A 25042-nucleotide genomic window follows, 5' to 3' on the forward strand; every position below is an offset into this window, starting at 1 on the left:
TACATTCTGACTCTCTTCTCTGCGATTAATATTAATCTTACAAACACAAAAAAACCAAACAAAAATACATATAACGTTAACTTATAATGCATATTTAGATAAAATATTTTCTTTTATTGTAATTTTTGTATTAATTTTGTTTAAACTATATTTAACCAACTTAAGGGAACCATTCAGGTTAAACGTTAAATTTGCATTATATGAAAACATCACTACCTCTTTTAATTTCAATATTGTTGTTCATAAAATTATTTTCAACTAATGCCCAGAACTGTGATTCAGTAACAACTTTGTCGGGAATTGTACCTTATGTGGTTGAAGGGAATCCTACAGCCTGTACATTAGGAGATAACCCGGGCTTTAAAATTGACGGTTACTATGAAGGAATATTCTATCTGCAGAGTGATTCTGCCACTTCTTTCTATAGCTGCAGCGATGAAAATGAATTTTCGTTCAACAATACCTGGATAAAAGTAAAAAAGACAGGCAATAACGAACATCAGAGTTTCTCGTTTGAGACTTCACCCGGACTTTCTATTGAAAAAGTAATTGTTAAAGGTGGTTCTCTGAATAACTTAAAATCCACAGAAATAACTGATGCCAACAGTGCGGCTAACATTTATGACTATTCAGGATTATCCATTTCTTCCGATACCGGATTACACGCTCCCATGAAAGCGGATTGTAAGTATTACGATATCAGTCATATCGACTTTGTACTGTCTCAATCTGTTGATGTATCGCATACTGCAACTTATAGTTGTGTAAGTGAAAAGACATGGACGATTGACGAAGAGGCTGTACAGGATACAATACTAACATTTCCCGGTGGATCATATGCACCTGCGTTTATTACAACTGCCACTCAAACAGGTATTTCAAGTAAATTATGCGAAATTTCAGGAGAGATATTGGTGCACAATACCTTACAGATGGCATTAACAATTGATTCATTATTACCCATTGCTGAAGGCATAAGTATAACGAGTATCACATATAACAGGGTTGTACCATGTATTCTTAAACCCGATGAAAGTATTCATTGTACATATACTGCATCGGTATCAGAAAACGTACCGGAAGAAATCGGGTTCAAAGTTTTTGGCCAGGCCCCTGTAAATCAGGAGCAAACACAAACCACGCTTATTCCATCAGAAAATTCTGAGATTCTGAACGATACGGTTACGGTCTACAGAAATGGACAATTTCTTGGACGCATTTCAGATAGTTTCTCCTGGACAAATTCGGACAACTATACCTATCATGAACAGGAGTCATCAGTTTACAAATCTTCAACAGCAATTATTTCCGAGACAGGAGATACGGATACTGATTCTGTATTAATATTGGTAAGCATACCTGAGATTAAAGTTGTAACCAGCACATCCTTTGAACGAACAAATCATTGGTCAATCCAAAAAACAGTGTCTGAAGATACACTCGAAATGATTACCGGTGCCTCTGAAGAAGTAAGCTATACTGTTTCTGTTAAGAAAGATTCTGCCACACTAGGCTATCTTGTTGAAGGCTTAATTACGGTTGTTAATCCGCTTAAAGAAAGTAACCTGACAGGACAACTTATGGCATCCATTGATGGCACTGATGCTGAAATAGTTGGCATATCCAATAATAACTCATTTATAGTTAACCCTGATCAGACGAAAGTATTTCCTTTTACTTTAAGGCTTGACAAAGAGCCGGATAATCCTATATTATCTGTAAGATTAATATCAGGTGGTATCACTTATGGTAAAGAAAATGCCATAACCTTACCGCAAAACATGTTGATGGTATCAGAGGTTAATGACATTATAAATGTCACAGACAGTTATGCCAACATGGCCTGGTACAATGTTTCGGAAGATTCTGAATGGACGTACACCCGTACTATCAGCGAAGAGCTCCTGGGTGATGCTCAGGTTTCTAGAGGAATACTTACATTTGATGTTGACAACACAGCAACCATTGCAGAAACAGGACAGAGCGACGATGCGACTGTTAATGTAACCTATTATTCTCCTGTAGTTGAACAAACTACAGTAACTTCGTTCAACAGGGATTCTGAATGGGATTTAACGGTAACTTCAGATCCTGAGGTGAATCAGTTCCCTTCGGATCAGACAGATGTTACATATACAATTAAAGCTGATAAGAATTATACGGATAGTAAATTTCAGGTAACAGGCACTGTATCCATTTTAAATCCTTCAGAAACAGAACCAATGACTATGATCGTATCAGATATTTTTAATGGTTCCGAAGTTGAATTTAATGAAATTGCACCTGGAGATACAATTGTTTTACAACCAGGAGAAACCATTGATCTGACATATACATATACATCTGATCAGAAGCCTATCGATCAGCAAAACAGTGTAATTATAGAAATTAATGACCAAAAGATTTCTGATGTTTTAAAACAAACACTTAATGAAGAGGATGCAATAATATCTGAGACAAACGGTTCCGTTACTATCAGTGACACATTTGGCGCAATAACAGAAGAACCTATAAGTGAGAGTACTCTGATGACAGTTACGCGTAGCTTTGACACTCCTGTTTTGAGTGAATCAAATTATATTGATGGCAAACAGAGCAGTTCTGTCACAGATACATTTACCATGAATGAATATAACATATCCAGTGAAGTAACAACCACTGTCAATTATTATATTCCTACCATGTCAAAAACTGTTGCGACTGATAAAATACTCTCTTATGACTGGACGATTAATAAATCAGCTTCGGTAGATGAGTTAAACCTGATGGCAGGTGAAGAATCAGCTATAGATTATAAGATTGAGGTCGATAAAACCGGATCAATGACCTATTATGCCATAAAAGGTACCGTATATATTACCAATACCAATCCTGATGATTATCTGTTTGTAACCGTGATGGAACAGGTTAATGGAAGCCAGGTTATGCTCGAGGGTGCTAACATGTATGGTTACGCTACCATTCCACCAGCCAGCACAAACGAATTCACCTATACATTAACTTCCCAGGAAAAACCGGTTGATGGAATGGCCATTACATTCATGGCAAATGCGTATACTGATCAGATAAAATCTGTTGCATATAGTTTTAATACAATTAATAACATCACAGCTATAGAGAATGATAGCGTAACTGTGACAGATTCATATGGCAATATGGTTTGGAATAATGTGGATACATCTGCAGTTTTTACATACAGCAGACCGGTTTACACGTATGATCTCATTCAGTCCGATTTTATGAATGGTATTTACAATTATACATTGCCTAATACCGCAAAAATTATTGAAGTCAACAAGTCGGCTTCCGCAAGTGTAAAAATTAACTGCTACGCACCGGTTGTTTCACAGAATACCTTTGGAACATTCGAAAGAAGCTGTAACTGGAATGTGAGAAAGACAAGTGATTCCACAAATTACACGGTCATAGAGGGTGAAACCATTGATATTCCGTTTGAAGTTACTGTAGACGCGACAGTCAATGATGATAATTACAGCATGAACGGAACAATTAATATCTATAATCCTCACCCTACAGAAATGATGTCAGTGGAATTATCTGATTTATTTAATTATGAACAGATCCCGCTCGAACAATCAGTCATTCAGATAGATCCGGGATCGACAAAAAGCATCAGTTTGAGTCTTTTATTAAACAAGGCACAGAATGGATATAACAGTGTTATAGCGCAGTTGAACGGAATTTCTTTTACCTCTCTTCAAAACGTAACATTTAATGCGCCAACTGATATTAAAAACGGTACAGTTACCATTTTTGACAACATGCTTGAATCGCCACTTGGAGACGTGACATACAGCGATCAGCTCCCTGTATATTTTAATTATGTCATTTCAAAAGGACCGGACTTCTCAGGTGAAACTGAATCAATACAAAATACAGTTACCATATCTGGTGATAATGATGCAATTATAACAACTTCTACCTGTGAAGTTTTAATTACGGTTGAACCGGATAATGGAACTGATCCCGAACCGGATCCTGATCCGAAACCAACCGGAGCAGGCTGTACCTTAACACCCGGATACTGGAAAACGCATTCATCAGAATCGGGTAAATATGATATAAAATGGACCAATTTACCTGATCTGGACCAGGATGGAAGCAATGAATATGAAAAAGAAATATTCTACACAAGTGACATGACTTACCTTGAAGTCATCTCCAGTCCTACAGTCAGCAGCTGTTATATAATACTGGGTCGTGCATTTGGCGCTGCATATTTAAATATACTGGCAGGCTCAGATCCTTCCGCTGTTACAGATGAAATTTCGCAGGCTATGGAATTATTATCGGGTTATAACATAGAAACTGCAGAAGAAGCAAGGGAAATATTTTTATCCGTTGCCTCAACACTCGACAAATACAATAATGGTATTATTGGTCCGGGGCACTGCGATGATACTGACCGCAACAGCACTTCAACTGCTGAAGAAATTTCGGATCAGAGTGTAAATCTCTGTACTTACCCAAATCCATCGGAAGGAGAAGTATATTTCAATATTAACCTGACCGAAAGTTCACACGTAAGGCTTGAAGTATATGATTCACTTGGCAATCTGCTGGATGTACTTTTTGATTCATACATCGAGACAGATGATATCAGAAACATAGAAATTCCGTTCTTTAAAGAAACTTCACGCATATATTTCTATAGACTGATAGTAAATGGTGAGGTTTATAACGGCTCTCTTTTACCACAATAAATACATTGATTTTAAAAATTAGTTGCATTAATTCTGAAGCCCATTCACCGCAATAAAGGTGGGTGGGTTTCTGATTTTATATAATACGGGGAGATATGAATTGTGGGTATTAGGTTGTTTTAATCAACAGAGTAATTCAAACATAAAAATCATGTATATTTGCGCCACTTATGTCAGAATATCATTTAGAAACATTATCTAACGGAATCAGGGTAGCACATCTGCCCTACCAGTCCAACGTTGCATACTGCGGCATCGTTATCAACTGTGGTTCATCAAACGAAGGAACGGAAGAATACGGCATTGTTCATTTTATTGAGCACATGCTGTTTAAAGGAACGGCCAAACGTAAAAACCTTCAGATTTTAAACAGGCTGGAAAATATCGGGGGTGAAATAAATGCCTATACCACAAAAGAAGAGACGTTTATTTATGCAGCATTCCCAAAAGAATTTCTTGCACGCGCCACAGAGTTAATGGCAGATATCACGTTTAATTCCACATTTCCTGAAACTGAGATATATAAAGAAAAGGATGTTGTTCTGGACGAGATTAATTCCTATAAGGATTCTCCATATGAATCCATCCACGATGATTTTGAAGACCTGATATTCAAGGATCATCCGTTGGGACATAACATTCTTGGAACAGAAGAAACGCTCGAAGCATTTGCATCACAGGATTTAAGCAGGTTTATTAAGACGAATTACCACACCAATCAAATGGTTTATTTTGTGATGGGCAACTATAGTTTCAAACGTGTATACGGTACGGCAACAAAATATTTTGATATATATCCTGCAAACAGCGGAAAACCTTTAAGAAACGGTCATTATACGTACCGGCCGGTTCATTCATCCATGAACCAGGAAACATATCAGGTTCATTATATTACAGGTAATATTGCACCAGGCATTTATGATGAAAACAGACATTCTGTTTATCTTCTGAATAATATTTTAGGCGGACCCGGATTAAATTCCAGACTAAATCTTAATCTCAGGGAAAAAAACGGAATTGCTTATAATATCGAATCTAATTATACCCCATTTACGTCAAATGGATTAATTACAATATATTTCGGATCAGACAAACGAAATCTGAAGAAATCTGAACGTATTATTCAGGCTGAATTAAAAAGGCTCAGGGAAAACCCGTTATCCGTTAATCAGTTAAATATTGCAAAACGTCAGCTTACCGGACAGCTGGCCATTGGAACAGAAAACAGGGAAAATCATTTTTTAACGTTTGGTAAAAGTATTCTGCATTACAATAAATTCGATTCATTTACAGAGTTAGTTGAAAAGATTCAATCCATTACCTCGCTGAAATTGCAGGAAACTGCAAATGTGATTTTTGACAAAAAACATCTCAGCAGTCTGATAATAAAATAATTATTTCAACTGTTCATCCCTCTGAAGAAGATAAAATATCGATGACACCGGAGGAAATACCAGCATCGTGATAATCCAGAATAATTTATTGGGGATTTCATTTAAAACAATATCACGAATTATCAGGATCAGATTGACGATCAACAACAGGACACCAATAATAATCAACACATCGGCATAAGGCCAAAACAGTATTTTGGCAAATATTCCCACGGATGATATCAAAATAATCCCAAGGGTCAATGTCCATAGAAATTTTGAAGGTAGAGGATTCGGTAACATTTTCATTAAAATTAGTAATTAGAGGTAAATTAAGTTTAATTCATAACAGCGCTTTTAAATATTAAAGAGCCAATAAATCAGATTTATTTAAGTTATACGTTACCTTCCTTGTAAGATTCGTAGGATTTTTTTCAAAAAACAAGTTTAAGGCATACTTACATAACAGGTGTAAATATATAAATTATTTCCTTTTTGATGCAAGATTTTAATACAGAATTAATACAAGCCCTAAACTTATTCTGTATATGTTAATACCAGCGCGAATATCAAATACAGTATTTTATCCTTTCGGGCTATTTTTAAGGTGTTTTTTCAAAAGTTCTTCAAAGTCTACAACAGATATTTGCAGTTCATTCATTGCAATACTGAGTGGCGTTTTATAAGTCTGCATATTCATTTTCATCAGTCTCTTTTTCATACGCCCCATTTCACGTTCTATGATTTCCTCAGGATTTTTAACCATAAGAAGGATAAAATAATTCCCTTTAACCTTTACCCTTGAAAAGGTTTTAATTTCTTTCCATAATACAGTTCCTGAATCCTGATTTTTAACATTATAAACCAACCCCTTATCAGTGAAAATATACGCCGGCGTTTTATTGATCAGCCGTTTTAGATTCATGAAAAGGCCATATCCGAAGAACATAATCATAAATGCACCAATAACCACATTAGCGCCAACTGAGCCACCATTGTGAACAAGGTTCTCCGCATTATATATGAGATAACCACCTGCAATAATAAACACAAATGATCCGATGGCAAATAACCACGATCTGTTACGCGTATATTCTATGGCTTTTTGTGTTGCATTTTGTTCCATGTTTTTTTAGTTTTCTCTGGTTTTTGACACAAAGGGACGAATAACAAGTATTATTCCGGCAATGATAAATGGTATACTGAGCCACTGTCCCATATTTAATGACATACCTTTTTCAAAATTGACCTGATTTTCTTTAACAAATTCAATCACAAAACGAGATAAAAATGTTATAATCAAGAATATACCAAACAGCAATCCTTTCTTTTCTGCGAGGTTTGTTTTATAATAAAGAAACATTAAGAGGACAAAACCAAATAAATAACAAAGTGACTCATAAATTTGCGTAGGATGTTTTGGAATCACAAATGCCGGAAAAGAAGCCATCCAATGCCCCTTAACTATTTTAAGTTCCGGAATTACATCAGGTTGAACATAAACATTTGTCTCCGCTCCATCTTCCTTTATATATTTATTCAGTGCATTTTTAATGATATACCTGGCTATAGCATCGGCCTGCTTCTCGTCAGAGATGCCCTGTTTAAGAGTTACGTTAAACATTACAGGCCACGATTCTCCACCATCAGGTGAATCACCATCAACTTTTTCAACGTTGTAATCATCAACAAATTTTGCCAATTCACTTCCATCTTCAAGCATATGTGCGAAACGTGTATCCTTAAGATATACAACCCCAAATTTTGAATCGGTTGGATATCCGTATATTTCACTATTCATTAAGTTACCGAAACGAATGAGTGCAGCAGTCAGCGCCACCCCCAAAACTATTCGATCCAATACCCAGAAAACACTTCGCTTTGAAACTTTTTTTGAAAATACGATCAGGGCAAGTAATACACCGAGCGCACCTCCGTGACTGGCAAGACCTCCCTCCCATATTTTTAGGATTTCAATGGGATGAGTTAAATAATAATGTGGCTGATAAAAAAGACAATGTCCTAAACGCGCTCCTACAACTGTGCCGACTATAGTATAAATAAATAGTTTTTCGACCCATTCTTCAGGTAATTTTTCACGTTTTACAATGTCTGAAAAAATTTTATAACCAATATAAAAACCGATCCCGAACATTAATCCGTAATACCGGACATGTAAGGGACCAATAGAAAAAATTTCGGGATCAACGTTCCATAAAATAAAACCAAGCATATTTTAAGCTTCTTTACCGTGACATTGTTTGTATTTTTTACCACTTCCACAAGGACACGGATCATTTCTGCCAACCTTCTTGTCTACCCGTACAGGTTGAGCCTTAGGCTTGGGCTGGTCTGAATCGTTTCCACCTGAGCGGCCACCAGAAGCTACCTCATCCTTTCTGGTATTATATTTACTCATATCACTTCTGCGTTCTACAGCTTCTCTTACCTGATCAGGCTCCCTTGTAGGTATTTGTGCCCTCATCAATGTGGTGACTGCATTTTTGTTAACTTCACCAATCATTGTTTTAAAGAGGTTAAATGATTCAAACTTATAAATAAGCAAAGGATCTTTCTGCTCGTAAGTTGCATTCTGAACCGATTGTCTTAAATCATCAAGCTCCCTCAGGTGTTCTTTCCACTCTTCATCGATATACAACAGAAGAATATTCTTTTCCAGACTCCTGATAATTTCCTTGCAGTCGTTTTTATAAGCACGTTCGAGGTTTGCACTTATCTGAAACATCCTTTTTCCGTCAGAAATAGGAACCATAATGTTGGTATACTGCTCTCCCCTTGATTCATAAACATTCCGGATAACAGGTGTGGCAGTAGTTGCAATTTTATCCTGTTTACGCTTATAGGTGTCAATGATCTGTGCATAAGTTTTATCGAAAAGATCACCTTTTGACATTCCCACAAACTCATCCTCACTAACAGGCAGATCAACTGCAAAGATCCTGAATAGTTCCATTCTCAGTCCTTCGTAGTCTGTGGCATCATGATAATCATTTACCAAACCTTCGGATGTGTCATAGAGCATATTTGCTATTTCAACGCCCATACGTTCACCTAAAAGAGCGTGTTTACGTTTGGTATAAATCACCTCACGTTGCGAATTCATCACATCATCATATTCCAACAGACGTTTACGAATGCCAAAGTTATTTTCTTCTACTTTTCTCTGAGCACGTTCTATGGATTTCGAGATCATTGAATGCTGAATAACTTCACCATCTTCCAGTCCCAGACGGTCCATGATCTTTACGATACGATCACTTGAAAATAATCGCATCAAATCATCTTCCAGCGACACATAAAATTGTGATGATCCCGGATCTCCCTGACGACCAGAACGACCACGCAGCTGTCTGTCAACACGACGTGACTCATGGCGCTCTGTGCCAATAATAGCCAAACCTCCAGCTTCTTTAACTTTTGGGCTTAACTTAATATCTGTACCACGACCGGCCATATTCGTAGCAATCGTCACCATTCCTTCGTTACCGGCATGTGCAACAATATCTGCTTCTTTCTGATGCAGTTTTGCATTAAGCACGTTGTGATTTATGCCCCGAATCTTTAACATTCTGCTGAGCAATTCAGAAATCTCTACCGATGTAGTACCTACAAGAACAGGACGTCCTGCCTTAGTAAGCTCAACGATTTCTTCGGCTACTGCATTATATTTTTCACGTTTTGTTTTATAAACTTTATCTTCACGGTCATCCCTTACAATGGGCTTGTTGGTTGGAATTACAACCACATCCAGTTTATAGATATCCCATAATTCACCTGCTTCCGTTTCAGCCGTACCTGTCATACCGGCCAGTTTTTCATACATTCTGAAATAATTCTGCAGGGTGATTGTGGCCATCGTTTGCGTCGCAGCTTCAACTTTAACGCGTTCTTTTGCTTCTATGGCCTGATGCAGCCCGTCAGAATAACGGCGTCCTTCCATAATACGACCAGTCTGCTCATCAACAATCTTTACCTTGTTGTCGATAACCACGTACTGATCATCCCTTTCAAACATTGAATAAGCCTTTAAGAGCTGGGTAACGGTATGAACACGTTCAGACTTAACCGCATAGTCCTGTAAAAGCTGATCTTTCTGAGCAACCTTTGCTTCTTCCTTTAGATCCTTGTTTTTCTCAATTTCAGCAATGGTATCTCCAATATTGGGAAGGATAAAAAAGTTAGGATCATCTGAATCACCTGTCAGAATATCTATCCCCTTATCTGTAAGCTCAACGGAATTTAATTTTTCATCTATTACAAAGAACAAAGGATCCGTAACAACATGCATGTTCTTCATGTTTTCCTGCATATACAGGTTTTCTGTCTTCAGCATTCGGGCCTTAATCCCCTGTTCACTCAGGAACTTAATTAAAGGTTTATATTTTGGATATCCTTTATAAGCCCTGTACAAAAGCAACGATCCTTCATCCTGGACTTTCGAATCTTCTGATAAAAGTTTCTGTTTTGCATCTGTCAAAAGTTGGGTCACCATTTGCCGCTGCTGAGCTACGAGTTTTTCAACTCGGGGCTTCAGTTCCTCGAATTGCTGATCATTACTTTTAGGAACAGGCCCTGAAATAATCAGCGGTGTTCTTGCATCATCAATAAGCACTGAATCAACCTCATCCACTATGGCATAATGATGTTTACGCTGCACAAGTTCAGACGGATTAAATGCCATATTGTCACGCAGGTAATCAAAACCAAATTCGTTATTCGTTCCGAAGGTGATATCTGCCTGGTAAGCTTTTCTTCGGCTTTCTGATCCTGGCTGATGTTTGTCAATACAATCCACGCTTAAACCATGAAACTGGTAAAGCGGTCCCATCCATTCCGAGTCACGTTTTGCCAGATAATCGTTTACGGTTACCACATGAACACCCCTGCCAACAAGCGCATTTAAAAATACTGGTAACGTAGCGACCAAAGTTTTACCTTCACCAGTTGCCATCTCAGCAATTTTTCCCTGATGTAAAACAACACCACCGATTAACTGAACTTCATAGTGAACCATATCCCAGGTAATCGTATTACCACCAGCAACCCATGAATTGTGCCAGATAGCATAATCACCTTCAATATCTACAAAATCAAATTTAGCAGCTAAGTCACGATCAAATTGAGTAGCTTTAACTTTTATGGTTTCATTTTCTTTAAACCGCCTGGCGGTCTCTTTGACAACTGAAAAGACTTCAGGAAGCATGTCTTCAAGCAGTTCTTTTTCTTTTTCCCAAATCTTTTTCTCCAGATCGTCTATTTCATCATAGAGCTTTTCTCTCTCCTCGTAAGCAACGGAATCTTCATCTATTTGTTCCCGTAACGATTCAATTCGAGTTCTCTCTTCCTCTGAAACATCTTTAAGCTTCTGTTTTATTTCAGTTGTTCTATTTCGTAACGCATCATCATTAAGTTTTTCGATTTCCGGATATACCTCTTTTATTTTTGTAACAAAAGGCATTAACTGACGAATATCCCTGTCGGATTTGTTACCAAAAAACTTTGAGAGCACTGTATTTATTGCCATTGGTTTTTGTGATTTTTTTGAACAGACGCAAATTTAACGGTTTTATTTGAATGAGCGCTGCCCGAATGTTCATAAATCCTTTAATACTTGCATCTGTTTTAACAAATACCATTCCACAAATTATCACTGTAATATCTCCGAAATTAAATCCGCACAAGAAGATAAATATATATATCACTGAATCAGAACATTACAAAACTCAAGCCTTAAGATGTGATGATCACTTCATAAAATACATACCTGTCACATTTAACAAAATGTCAGATTAATTAACCTTTGAGTGTCATAAATGAAAAAAGGAAGAATCCAACAGAATCCCTCCCCTTTCTAAATTCAAACAGGCAATATCTTATTCCTCTATCTAAAAGTTTTGAGGATAGTCCTTTAATGCATCTTCATTAAAAATTGGTTCAAAGACTAAATCAGAATTTGTCTGATATTCCAATCCCCAGTCTCCACCTTTATTTTCACCTGCAGTTGCAGTCTCAGAAGCAGCCACACTTAAATTTGTGAGTTCTGATATTTTATTTAATATAGCTTTTCCATTTTCAGAACTGGCAAAATTTGAACCGTAAAACAGTAGTGATATTTCTTTGTTTTTTAACAGCTTCAAATCGAACAAATCAGATATAGAATTTTCATCATATGTAGTGCCGTTAAGAACTAATTTCCCTTCTTTTACGGGCAGTAACAGATGAACCTGTTTGATATTCTGATTTGTGCTGGTAATCCTGTATATCTCAAACCACAATTCAGTTTCACTATTGACCATTAGAACCTCTGCTTCTCTTAGTATTGAATGCTTCAATAAATTTATATCCTGAATACTCTCATCAATGACCACAAGATCTTTAGTCTGGGCTGTTATGCTCAAACCTGCACTTATAAGCAGTAACCATAGGGATATTAGATTCTTCATGACTTCTTAATTTTATGAATTGATCTTTAATTAATTATATAAACTGTAAATTTACAATATATCAATATAAAAACCTAATTTTATTTAACTTTAATTATATTTAATTTAACAATAAATTAATTTATACTAATTGGAGATCCTCTGTTTTTTTTTAATACAGATGTTCTGACACGAACGATGTGCTTTGTATGGGATAAAAAAAGGAGGTATTCATTGAACACCTCCTTCAAAATTAAGCAACAATATTTACTGCTTTATGAGTTTCATATCTGCAATTACTTCAGAATTCTGGATAATCCTGATCAGATATATTCCTGCTGGCTGATCACTGATATCAATCCTTTCTATTCCTACACATCCATCTGTACTCTGAACCATTTTGCCATTCAGGCTATAGACAGCCAGACTGAAAGATTGAGTATTATCCACATTTACTGTAGCTGTTCCATGACCAATGGATGGATAAAGGTTTACATTAACCAAAGAGGCAGAATGAATCGCATCGGCTGATCCAAATGGAGTTGGATCTTCATCATCCAAAATACCATCATTATCGTCGTCCGGATCGTTCAGGTCACTTATTTTATCACCATCATTATCCAGTGGTGTTGATTTCATATCGAACGGATCTGTTCCATTATCGATTTCATCCTGATCTGAATAACCATCGTTATCATCGTCGGTATCGGCATTATCACCTAATCCATCATTATCGGTATCAACGGTTTCTGTAGCATCTGTCGGGAACTTATCCTCTGAATCAATAACACCATCGTTATCATCATCATCGTCGTTAAGGTCACTGACCTTATCACCATCATTGTCAGCTGGCACGGATCCAGCATCCAGCGGATCTGTGTCATTGGCAATCTCATCTGCATCGCTGTAACCATCACCGTCATCGTCAGTATCAGCATTGTCGCCTACTCCATCATTATCGGTATCAACGGTTTCTGTAGCATCCATAGGAAATTTATCCTCTATATCAATTATACCATCGTTATCATCATCATCGTCATTCAGGTCACTGACCTTGTCACCATCATTGTCGGCTGGTACGGATCCTGCATCCAGTGGATCGGTATCATTGGCAATCTCATCTGCATCGCTGTAACCATCTCCGTCGTCGTCAGTATCGGCATTATCACCTATACCATCATTATCGGTATCAACGGTTTCTGTAGCATCTGTCGGGAATTTATCCTCTTTATCGATTATGCCATCGTTATCATCATCATCGTCATTCAGGTCACTGACCTTGTCACCATCGTTATCAGCAGGTACAGATTCTGCATCCAGCGGATCGGTATCATTGGCAATCTCATCCGCATCACTGTAACCATCACCGTCATCGTCAGTATCGGCATTATCACCTATTCCATCATTATCGGTATCAACTGTTTCCGTGGCGTTCATAGGGAATTTATCCTCTGAATCAATAACACCATCGTTGTCATCATCATCGTCGTTAAGGTCACTGACCTTATCTCCATCGTTGTCGGCTGGTACGGATTCGGCATCCAGTGGATTGGTGTCATTGGCAATCTCATCTGCATCGCTGTAACCATCTCCATCGTCATCGGTATCGGTATTGTTACCTATACCGTCATTATCGGTATCAACAGTTTCTGTAGCATCCATCGGGAACTTATCCTCTGAATCAATAACACCGTCGTTATCATCATCATCGTCATTCAGGTCGCTTACCTTATCACCATCATTGTCGGCCGGTACGGATTCTGCATCCAGCGGATCGGTATCGTTGGCAATCTCATCCGCATCGCTGTAACCATCACCGTCATCGTCAGTATCGGCATTATCACCTATTCCATCATTATCGGTATCAACTGTTTCCGTGGCGTCCATGGGGAATTTATCCTCTGAATCAATAACACCGTCGTTATCATCATCATCGTCGTTCAGGTCACTTACCTTATCGCCATCGTTGTCGGCTGGTACGGATTCGGCATCCAGTGGATCGGTATCATTGGCAATCTCATCTGCATCGCTGTAACCATCTCCGTCATCATCGGTATCCGCATTGTTGCCTATACCATCATTATCGGTATCAACGGTTTCTGTGGCGTCCATCGGGAATTTATCCTCTGAATCAATTATGCCATCGTTATCATCATCATCGTCATTCAGGTCACTGACCTTGTCACCATCGTTGTCGGCTGGTACGGATCCTGCATCCAGCGGATCGGTGTCGTTGGCAATCTCATCTGCATCGCTGTAACCATCGCCGTCATCGTCAGTATCGGCATTATCACCTATACCATCATTATCGGTATCAACGGTTTCTGCGGCATCCGTCGGGAATTTATCCTCTGTATCGATTATGCCGTCGTTATCATCATCATTGTCATTCAGGTCACTTACCTTGTCACCATCGTTATCAGCCGGTACGGATTCAGCATCCAGCGGATCGGTGTCATTGGCAATCTCATCTGCGTCGCTATAACCATCACCGTCATCGTCAGTATCGGCATTATCACCTATACCATCATTATCGGTATCAACGGTTTCTGTTGCATCTGTCGGGAATTTATCCTCTGAATCAATAATGCCATCGTTATCATCATCATCGTCGTTAAGGTCACTGACCTTGTCTCCATCGTTATCAGCCGGTACGGATTCTGCATCCAGCGGATCTGTATCATTGGCAATCTCATCTGCATCACTGTAACCATCACCGTCGTCATCGGTATCGGCATTGTCGCCTACTCCATCATTATCGGTATCAACAGTTTCTGTAGCATCCATCGGGAATTTATCCTCTGAATCAATAACACCATCGTTATCATCATCATTGTCATTCAGGTCACTGATCTTGTCACCATCGTTATCAGCCGGTACGGATCCTGCATTCAGTGGATCGGTGCCATTATCGATTTCATCCGCATCGCTGTAACCATCACCGTCGTCATCGGTATCAATAATATTGGCAATACCATCGGCATCTGTATCCGCCAAAGCATTAACCACCATAACATATGATTCAGAACTTAAGGCATCCTGTTTATCTGCTACCTTGAATGTAAACGAAGCGTAAGAATCTCCGGATCCATCAACCGCAGTCTTATATGTTAACAATGTAACGTCGGAACAAACCATTCCTGAAGTTACAGCGCTGCCATCATATAATAATGTACCGGCGGAAGCAGGGGTAATAACCTCTATACCATTAAAACTATCTCCTGAATCATCATCGGAGAAGGTAAAATCGCCTTCTTTAAAGGTATATATAACATCCTCTGTCACATCAATCGTATCATTCTCCCCTATGGGTAAATCGTTTTGCAAAACGATACTTAGTGTGGCTGTAACTACTTCACTAAAGGAATGGGCATCTTCAAATTTATATGTAAATGAATCACTCTCATTCTCACTTCCATCATTGGTATAACTAAAGGTGCCGTCTTCATTTAAGGTAAATGCTGATGCATGTAAAGGACCACTGACAAGATGATAGACACGGGGATCATTATCAACCTCGATATCATTGCCTGATACATCATCGGCAAGTGTTGCATTTTCATCCAGTGAAAACTCATCTGCTACGGCTACCGGAGCATCATCAACATTACGGATAGAAATTGTAATTTTGGCTTCATCGGTAGTGCCTCCATCATCTATCTGATAAAATAAACTATCGGTACCAAATTCATCTTTATTCGGGGTGTAAACAATCTTATTATCCGAATTTACAACCCCTGTACCTTTTTTACCCTGAACCGTAATGGTAACAACAGGTGTGCCGCCATCGCTGTATTTATCATTATAAAGTACATCTATCGCAGAGGTTGCTGTTTCTTCATTGGTCAATGCCAAATCATTTTCCGCACTTACAATAAGGGTTACATCAAACGGCCCGAATGAATATGTACCGGTATTTCCAGCATTATCTTTTACCTGCGCATGTATATAATAGCCAGCACCTCCATTGGCAAAACTTACGCTCTTGGACTGGCTGTTACTCCACGAACCCCAGGAACCATCTTCGTCTGAGGGAGACGTGGAAGACTGAACCATTACATAACGCTGAACATCGAAGCCACTGCCTGCTGCTTCATCTTCAAATGCCAGCAAAATGCTGTTGTCTGTTGTAATATTTCCGCCTGTAACTGACGCGCTTGCAGTCGGGGCTGTCTCGTCATCAATTACGGTAAGGGTTCTGTAATATGGCAACGACCATACTCCTGTATTTGTACGAACCCTTAAACTTATTATATATTCTGCACTTAAATTATTGTATGCACTGAAATCTGTCATAGCACTTCCGCTATTGTAAATCTCAGTATCTACCGGATCACCATTTGAATCATAAGTCCTTTGTGTGACAATCCACTCTTCTGCATCGAGGATCCGGCTATAAGGATCAACCGATGTATTATCAATGCCTATTGACATAGAACCACTATAGGTCGTTAAAACATCAGGCTGAATATTAAACTGTGAAATCGGTAACTCATCGGCAGTTCCCACTGAAGATGATACTTCGATATATTTACAGGATGGACGACTCCAGGTGCCCTGATGATCCTGAACAGTTAACATAATAAGGTATTCGCCATCAGTGACTGACGATTTATCAAATTGCCCTACAGTCCAGTCATCTGTCGAGGCAGCATCAACCGCTTTCCATTTCCACTCTGATACGGCTATTCCATTATCGGACCCACCATCAACATCGTAAGAATTATTGGTTAAACCACCTGTTGATGACACATAACTGAAACTGGCAATCGGTTTCCTGTGAAAATAAAGTGTCGTAGGATCTGTTGGTAAATCTTCAAATGTAAATGTATATTTACCAGGCTTATCATAATACTCCGGCACATCCTCAAGGTATATGTTCTGCCAGGAGGCCAGACCCAGATCGTTGGAAAAGAAAGTATTGTCATGACTGATCTTCCAGCGCCCACTGGGATAGCCCGAATTGGCAGTTCCCGATTTCATCTCGGACGGATCAACTTCTATCTCTACAGATGTACCCGCTATAAAGTACTCCCCTTCTACAGTTTCTGTCACATACTGATCGTAGATATATTGAGCAATAGCCTCGATCCAGGTACTCCAGGATCCGCTACTCCTGTTGATAAAAGTTCCTTTTGCACTGTTTTGTGCAATAAAACGTTCATATTGACTCTTATTGGCATCTATTCCCCATCCTAAGTAGTGAATATCTTCGTTGATACAACGCATCAGAATTTCTGATAAATCGTCATCATAGTCGAAATCTTCAACTTCAAGATCATCAAGGTTAACGTTAAACCTTAAAGCACTGTTGCGCCATTGTGGTTCACGTAAAACATCCTTGAATTTACGTAAGGTAAGTTTTGTAACCTCCATATTTTTAAATGTGGCGGCTGGCTGACTATTGGAGAAGAAACCATAACTTCCTGTAATATCAGATGGGGCATCGTAATCGACAACAAGAACATCATCCATCCATATTTTTGCGTTACTACCGTTAACTTCCAATTTAAGATGATACCAGGTACTGTGATTGGAAGGCGAAAAGATGGTATTTCTGCAATCTACCAAACCTTTCACATAATATCTTTCATCCACACTGGCACCGTTATCTTTCGTTATTTGATATAAACCAGAGGCAAAACCATGGCCTGGAATAAATTCCGAAGTATTCAATGCTCTTACTGCTCCTGAGAAGTTAAACAAATAGGCACCTACTGCACCGTTTTCCATTCCAAATGTTATCCCCATATCATCGTTATCGCTACCTTCAGTACTTAGCATATCTACTTCGAGCGTATATTTTGAAGAGGTAAATTCAGGATCATAAAACCCTGCTAACATATCATTATTCAAACGTCTTATATACTTGTAATCATCTACAAATTCCCAGGTTTCACTATTGTAACCATACCTTGTCCATGTATCAAAAATGGCCTTGGCATCTTCTGAATTTGAAGAAGTAGTTGAACGTTCAAAAGCTTCAACGCGAAGTTTATCGGATGGAATACCTCTATTTTGCAGTGCTGTATTTAAATCCGTTTCAAAATTATCAATATTAAGATCCGAAAATCCTATGGTCATCATAACGTCAATATTCGGTCCTTGCGTGACAGTCATATTAACGGTTTGTGCCTGTACTGACTGGATATAAATAAGAGCCAATACAATTACCAGGTAAGTGTAAATATTTTTCATGAGTTATTTATTTTAGAAATTATAGGGATAGTCTTTTAATTTTTCTTCATCGAAAATGGGTTCGTATGAAACCTCTGTATTGGTTTGATATTCCAGAAGCCAGTCTCCACCTGCTTCTTTTCCTGCAGTAGTTGTGGTTGAAGCTGAGACATCAAGATTGGTAATTTCAGCTATATTATTTATCAGAGCTTTCCCCTCATCAACTTCCGCAAGATTTGATCCATAAAACAACAAAGAAACGTCCTTATTCTTAAGAAGTTCTAAATCAAACACATTAGCAATTGAATTCACATCATAGCTAATTCCACCAATAACAAGTTCTCCCTCAGAAGATGGCAGCAGAAAATGTACTTGTGAAATTGTGGGTTCCTTTGATAAAATCTGATATATTTCAAACCAGACCTCAGATTGTTGATTAACAATCAGGATATTTGCCTCTCTCAATGTTGAGTTTTTAAGCAAATCAATGTTCTGAATGCTCTCATCAATTACAACCAGATCCCTGGTTTGAGAAACTACATTCAGACTTACTCCTAAAAAAAGTAATAAAAAGGATACAAAATTTTTCATGGCTTTGAGACTTTATATAATAAATTTATCGTATATCAATGTAAACAATATGTAAAATTACGATACATTTATTTAATATCCTAATTTAATTTAACTTAATACCTTATTTTTTTAACATTTAATTAAATTCAAAGCATCTAATGTGAATTTCAAGGTGAATAATTAGTCTGAATTATTCCATAAAAAAGGGAGGTGTTCAAAACACCTCCCTTTTTACTGTAAGTAAAAAATATTTACTGCTTTATGAGTTTCATATTTGCAATTGCTTCAGAATTCTGAATAATCCTGATCAGATATATTCCTGTTGGTTGATCGCTAATATCAATCCTTTCTTTTCCTACACATCCATCTGTACTCTGAACCATTTTGCCATTCAGGCTATAGACAACCAGACTGAAAGATTGATTATTATCTACATTCACTGTAGCTGTCCCGCGACCTATTGATGGATAAAGATTTACATTAACCAAAGATGCTGATTGAATCGCATCGGCTGATCCAAATGGAGTTGGATCTACACCATCCAAAATACCATCATTATCATCGTCCGGATCATTAAGATCACTGATTTTATCACCATCATTATCCAGAGGTGTCGATTTCAAATCGAAAGGATTGGTTCCATTATCAGCTTCATCCTGATCGGTGTATCCATCGTTATCATCGTCGGTATCGGCATTGTCACCAATTCCATCATTGTCATTGTCTGCTGATTCTGCGGCATCCATAGGGAACTTGTCATCTGCATCACTCACACCGTCATTGTCATCATCATCGTCATGTAAGTCACTGATTTTATCTCCATCATTATCAAGTGGTATTTCAGTTGCATCATATGGATTCGAACGGTTATCTATCTCATCCTGGTCAGTATAATCATCGTTATCATCATCATTATCTGCATTGTCCCCTATTCCGTCATTGTCGTTGTCTGCTGATTCTGCAGCATCCATAGGGAACCTGTCATTTGCATCACTCACACCGTCATTATCATCATCATCGTCATGTAAGTCACTGATTTTATCTCCATCATTATCAAGTGGTATTTCAGTTGCATCATATGGATTCGAACGGTTATCTATCTCATCCTGGTCAGTATAACCATCGTTATCATCATCATTATCTGCATTGTCCCCTATTCCGTCATTGTCGTTGTCTGCTGACTCTGCTGCATCCATCGGGAATTTGTCCTCTGCATCTGCAACGCCATCATTATCGTCGTCGTTGTCATTCAGGTCACTGACTTTATCCCCGTCATTATCAGCAGGTACAGATACTACATCCAGTGGATCGGTATCGTTGGCAATCTCATCTGCATCGCTGTAACCATCTCCGTCGTCGTCGGTATCGGCATTGTCCCCTATTCCGTCATTGTCGTTGTCTGCTGATTCTGCTGCATCCATCGGGAATTTATCATCTGCATCTGCAACGCCATCATTATCGTCGTCGTTGTCATTCAGGTCACTGACTTTGTCTCCGTCGTTGTCGGCCGGTACGGATTCTGCATTTAACGGATCTGTTTCATTAGCGGCTTCGTCGGCATCGGTGTAACCATCGTTATCATCGTCTGTATCCGCATTGTCCCCTATTCCATCATTGTCGTTGTCTGCTGACTCTGCTGCATCCATCGGGAATTTATCATCTGAGTCTGCAACGCCATCATTATCATCATCGTCATCATTCAGGTCACTGATGTTGTCACCATCGTTATCAGCAGGTACAGATTCTGCATCCAGCGGATCGGTATCATTGGCTGCTTCATCGGCATCGGTGTAACCATCGTTATCATCGTCGGTATCGGCGTTGTCTCCTATTCCGTCATTGTCGTTGTCTGCTGATTCTGCTGTATCCATCGGAAACTTATCCTCTGCATCGGCAACACCATCATTATCATCATCGTTGTCATTCAGATCACTGATCTTGTCGCCATCGTTATCGGCCGGTACAGATGCTGCATCAAGCGGATCTGTTTCGTTGGCTGCCTCATCAGCATCGGTGTAACCATCGTTATCATCGTCGGTATCGGCGTTATCACCAATTCCGTCATTGTCGTTGTCTGCTGATTCTGCTGCATCCATCGGAAACTTATCCTCTGCATCTGCAACACCGTCGTTGTCATCATCATTATCGTTCAGGTCACTCACCTTATCACCGTCGTTATCGGCCGGTACAGATGCTGCATCAAGCGGATCCGTTTCGTTGGCTGCCTCATCAACATCGGTGTAACCATCGTTATCATCGTCGGTATCGGAATTGTCTCCTATTCCGTCATTGTCATTGTCTGCTGACTCTGCTGCATCCATCGGGAATTTATCCTCTGCATCTGCAACACCGTCATTATCGTCGTCGCTGTCATTCAGGTCACTGACTTTGTCTCCGTCGTTGTCGGCCGGTACGGATTCTGCATTTAACGGATCTGTTTCATTAGCGGCTTCGTCGGCATCGGTGTAACCATCGTTATCATCGTCTGTATCGGCGTTATTTCCTGTTCCATCATTGTCTGAATCAATCCATTCATTAGGATCATTAGGGAAAGCGTCTTCATTATCTGCGATGCCGTCATTGTCACTATCACATATCTCAAGTATGTATTTGAATGTTTTTTGGACTGAAGCTCCATCACCATCTGTTGCTGTAATTGTGATTACAGATTCACCGGTCTGGTTTTCTTCCGGGGTTATTTCCAGTGATTTAGAAGAAGTTAAACCTGATACAATTAACCTGGAATCCTTAACCAGGCTCTGATTTGAAGAACCCACTTCAATTGTCATTTTCTCAGGAAGAGATTCATTATCTGTAACCGTAAAATCAACTGAAACACCTGGTTCTGATGTACAATCACTCACATCTGCCAATTCCGAAATTACCGGATTGGTATTTACTATCTTGGTAATACAATACTCAACAATTTCTACCTGCTGCAGATTTGTAGAACCACCTGTTGCACCGGTAAAACCCCAGTAAGCATAAGTATCACCTGAGAATATATCATTGACAAGATCAATTGAAACATCAAATAATACACTATTTTCATATGTAACTTTAAATGCTTTTGCAGATGCATTCCATTCAACAACTAAATCATGCCACGCTCCATCTTCCAATTGACCTGCATCATAAGCTGATGCATACTCATTATGTGCACTGGAGATACCAGCCTGACCATTTTTAACGATTGCAATATGATCATTTGATATTGGATCAGCACTACCATTATTGTAGGTATCAAACTCTACTGCCAAAGAAGGATCAATTCCACCATATCCCAATCCACCACCTGTAGAACCGGCATTGGACGATAATTTTTGAATCACAAAAGCTATCCCATCAGCACCATTCTCATTATTTCCAAGAAAAACTTTTGAGGTTATTCTGAAGTTCTGGGTTAAATCAATTCTTGAAATTCCCCATACTGAACCGGTCTGACCTCCAGCATCTTCAGTCAATGTTACTACATTGCCAGAAATGGATGCATCACCACTTATTGTAAGATCGCTCACATTGAATTCTGAACAATCCAAAGGTGTTTCAACATTAATGGCCATAGTATAGGTAGCATCACTTTCTTCTCCCGAAGAGTCAATAACCTTGAAAGTAAATGTAGTTGTTGCCAAACCTGTAAACGACAGGTTTGATACCACATTACAGTTTGCTCCGGCAGATACAGGTAATCCATTATATTTTAGCGTGCCTGAACCCGGTAACGAAACAACCTTGATTCCATTAAAGGTATGCCCGTCAGCATCGCTAAAGGTAAAATCTGCAGCCTTGAAAGAATATGCTTCATCGGCAACTGCATCAACAGAGCCATTTCCACCGATTGGTGCATTTTGAGGTACAAAAAGAGTTATACCAACACTCACGGTTGATGAATTTGAAATACCATCTGTCAGATAATAAGAGAAGAAATCAGAAGGAGCACTCGTTCCGTTATGCGTATATGTAAACGAACCATTAGAATTCAATGTAAATGTACCACTATGATAACTTGGCTTCGTAACAATTATTGCCGTGATAGCATCACCATCATCGTCAAAATCGTTGTCAATCACATTTCCCGAAATTGATTTGCTTATTTCACAGGTAAAATTATCAGCAACTGCCGTTGGTGACGTGTTTTGCACTGAGGGAGTTGTAAAGTTTAAGACATTACCATAAGCAGTACGTCCTTCTGAAGTAGTTGCATACGCCCTGATATAATATTTTGTATTTAAAGATAACCCGGACGCCTGAACCTGGAACAAACCGGAACCTCCTGATTCATTTGTTGCAACATTATCGCTTAAAGTAGGAGTTTGATTGGTTGAACTCCAACAAATTCCTCTTTCAGTTATAGTATTTCCCTTATCGTCTGTAATATTACCTCCTGACATTGCCGTAGATCCCGTGATTGAATAAGGCGCAACAGTAGACATGGTGGCAGTAGATACATTTTGAATATTTTCTACAGCTTTAGTTGCCAAGTTATTTATAAATACTCTGTTATCATTGCATGATGTTGAAGTAATTTGATCAAACCAGTTTTGATCAGCCCACATTACAATATCTCCATTACTAACAACTTCTCTTGCCATAAATATTTTTGAGTTATCACATTGAGCTTTCATTAAAACTTCGGCATCTCCCCCCATAGATATTGGAGCGAGATAATTGTTATAAAAAGTATTAACACCTTCCATTATAGGATGATCTGAAATGATTCCGGCTGTTTTCTGGTCTACTCCACATGCTGTTCCGCTACAAGCGGTCGTATTCACTATGGAGAAATGCGCCCCTAAGGCAATAACTGCTGCAGAAATATTGTTATTCTGACTGGGGGTGTAGTTCCCATGTTCTCCCATACAGACTAACCTTCCTCCTCTTTCAAGCAATGCTGATATTTTGGTAATTTCATCAGACGTTATTGCTCTTCCTGGCTGGATAATCCAAATTAAGTCATAAGCAGATAAATCAGGTATTGAACCAGATGTAATATGGGTAACAGTATGACCCATATTTTCATATTCAACTTTTAAACTCGGAACACTACCCCAAGAAGCACCTTCGGAAAACAAAAGTATTTTTGCAAGTATTCTTTGATATTCCTCTTTAACAGATTCTTTAAAACAAATATCATCAAAGCTGGTTCCAGCTAAATATTCCAAATCCCAGTCCCCTTCCAAACCAGCTGCACCAGTAGCATCATTCGAAGCTGATACTGATGCACCAGTTAACTGATATAATCTGTCAACAAATTGTTTTCCTTTTTCGCTTTTTGCTAAATCACAGGAATAAATTAGTATTGACGCATCTTCTGTAAAATAATTCTGCCACCCACTGATAAGATTTTCATTAATAATCAAATCATCATACGTAAAACCTCCAAAAGAAGTAAAAACGCCATATTCAGAGCCATGACTTACAACATGCAATGATTTTATCGGTTGATTTCTAATCAATATATCATTGATTGACTCTACAATAGTTTTTGATGGATTCAAATATTCTATTTTAACTCCATCCTTAATATTACTTACCAAAACCTCTACATCAGGTAGATCCGGATCAACAATAGCAATATCAACCTGTGCTTTCAGGTTTGTTGCAAACAATACTAAAATAAAAAACACATTTAATAACATGCGTGCTTTAAAACGTAATTCTTTTTTCATAACCTTGAGATTTTTAATTATTTGTTAGTCTTAACTTAACTTCAATGATTGTAAATTAACATACATTTAATCATAAAAGCAAA

10 protein-coding genes are annotated in these 25042 nt (G+C 38.6%); 2 read left to right on the top strand and 8 right to left on the bottom strand.

The genetic code is table 11. The features are described 5' to 3' along the window. Nucleotides 1-200: 200 nt before the first annotated feature. Both ACE1ET_RS03050 and ACE1ET_RS03055 read left to right on the top strand, forming a co-directional pair. Nucleotides 201-4724, top strand: a complete 4524-nt coding sequence (locus ACE1ET_RS03050; protein ID WP_375726889.1) for a hypothetical protein — start codon at nucleotides 201-203, stop codon at nucleotides 4722-4724. 170 nt (nucleotides 4725-4894) lie between these two features. After that, nucleotides 4895-6118, top strand: a complete 1224-nt coding sequence (locus ACE1ET_RS03055; protein WP_375726890.1) for a M16 family metallopeptidase — start codon at nucleotides 4895-4897, stop codon at nucleotides 6116-6118. Here the strand turns inward: ACE1ET_RS03055 and ACE1ET_RS03060 are convergent, their stop codons facing one another. The 8 genes from ACE1ET_RS03060 to ACE1ET_RS03095 form a co-directional block, all read right to left on the bottom strand. Further along, nucleotides 6119-6400 (bottom strand): hypothetical protein, encoded by a 282-nt coding sequence (locus tag ACE1ET_RS03060; protein WP_375726891.1) that lies wholly within the window; start codon nucleotides 6398-6400, stop codon nucleotides 6119-6121. Between the two features lie 280 nt (nucleotides 6401-6680). Further along, nucleotides 6681-7223 carry an STM3941 family protein gene (locus ACE1ET_RS03065; RefSeq protein ID WP_375726892.1) on the bottom strand — a complete coding sequence of 181 codons (543 nt, stop codon included), beginning with the start codon at nucleotides 7221-7223 and terminating at the stop codon, nucleotides 6681-6683. A 6-nt stretch (nucleotides 7224-7229) separates the two neighbouring features. Further along, entirely contained in the window at nucleotides 7230-8330 is a 1101-nt protein-coding gene (gene lgt / locus ACE1ET_RS03070) for a prolipoprotein diacylglyceryl transferase (protein WP_375726893.1), read from the bottom strand. A gap of 3 nt (nucleotides 8331-8333) precedes the next feature. Beyond that, complete coding sequence (gene secA / locus ACE1ET_RS03075) at nucleotides 8334-11642, bottom strand: preprotein translocase subunit SecA (protein ID WP_375726894.1); 3309 nt, start codon at nucleotides 11640-11642, stop codon at nucleotides 8334-8336. A gap of 361 nt (nucleotides 11643-12003) precedes the next feature. Then, nucleotides 12004-12561, bottom strand: coding sequence for a DUF4347 domain-containing protein (locus ACE1ET_RS03080; protein ID WP_375726895.1), 558 nt, complete (start codon nucleotides 12559-12561; stop codon nucleotides 12004-12006). 246 nt (nucleotides 12562-12807) lie between these two features. Beyond that, entirely contained in the window at nucleotides 12808-18738 is a 5931-nt protein-coding gene (locus tag ACE1ET_RS03085) for an Ig-like domain-containing protein (protein ID WP_375726896.1), read from the bottom strand. Between the two features lie 12 nt (nucleotides 18739-18750). After that, on the bottom strand, nucleotides 18751-19308 hold the full coding sequence (locus tag ACE1ET_RS03090) for a DUF4347 domain-containing protein (protein ID WP_375726897.1): 558 nt from the start codon (nucleotides 19306-19308) through the stop codon (nucleotides 18751-18753). Between the two features lie 233 nt (nucleotides 19309-19541). Beyond that, complete coding sequence (locus ACE1ET_RS03095; RefSeq protein ID WP_375726898.1) at nucleotides 19542-24959, bottom strand: lectin-like domain-containing protein; 5418 nt, start codon at nucleotides 24957-24959, stop codon at nucleotides 19542-19544. Nucleotides 24960-25042: the final 83 nt, after the last annotated feature.

The organism is Quyinboa mangrovi (genome assembly GCF_042219825.1).
Classification (GTDB): Bacteria; Bacteroidota; Bacteroidia; order Bacteroidales; family UBA5342; genus JBHJHP01.

What these genes read in the sequence shown, in the direction of transcription:
- ACE1ET_RS03050 (WP_375726889.1), top strand. Translation starts at nt 201, where the DNA reads ATGAAAACATCACTACCTCTTTTAATTTCAATATTGTTGTTCATAAAA.
- ACE1ET_RS03055 (WP_375726890.1), top strand. Translation starts at nt 4,895, where the DNA reads ATGTCAGAATATCATTTAGAAACATTATCTAACGGAATCAGGGTAGCA.
- ACE1ET_RS03060 (WP_375726891.1), bottom strand. Translation starts at nt 6,400, where the DNA reads ATGTTACCGAATCCTCTACCTTCAAAATTTCTATGGACATTGACCCTT.
- ACE1ET_RS03065 (WP_375726892.1), bottom strand. Translation starts at nt 7,223, where the DNA reads ATGGAACAAAATGCAACACAAAAAGCCATAGAATATACGCGTAACAGA.
- lgt (WP_375726893.1), bottom strand. Translation starts at nt 8,330, where the DNA reads ATGCTTGGTTTTATTTTATGGAACGTTGATCCCGAAATTTTTTCTATT.
- secA (WP_375726894.1), bottom strand. Translation starts at nt 11,642, where the DNA reads ATGGCAATAAATACAGTGCTCTCAAAGTTTTTTGGTAACAAATCCGAC.
- ACE1ET_RS03080 (WP_375726895.1), bottom strand. Translation starts at nt 12,561, where the DNA reads ATGAAGAATCTAATATCCCTATGGTTACTGCTTATAAGTGCAGGTTTG.
- ACE1ET_RS03085 (WP_375726896.1), bottom strand. Translation starts at nt 18,738, where the DNA reads ATGAAAAATATTTACACTTACCTGGTAATTGTATTGGCTCTTATTTAT.
- ACE1ET_RS03090 (WP_375726897.1), bottom strand. Translation starts at nt 19,308, where the DNA reads ATGAAAAATTTTGTATCCTTTTTATTACTTTTTTTAGGAGTAAGTCTG.
- ACE1ET_RS03095 (WP_375726898.1), bottom strand. Translation starts at nt 24,959, where the DNA reads ATGAAAAAAGAATTACGTTTTAAAGCACGCATGTTATTAAATGTGTTT.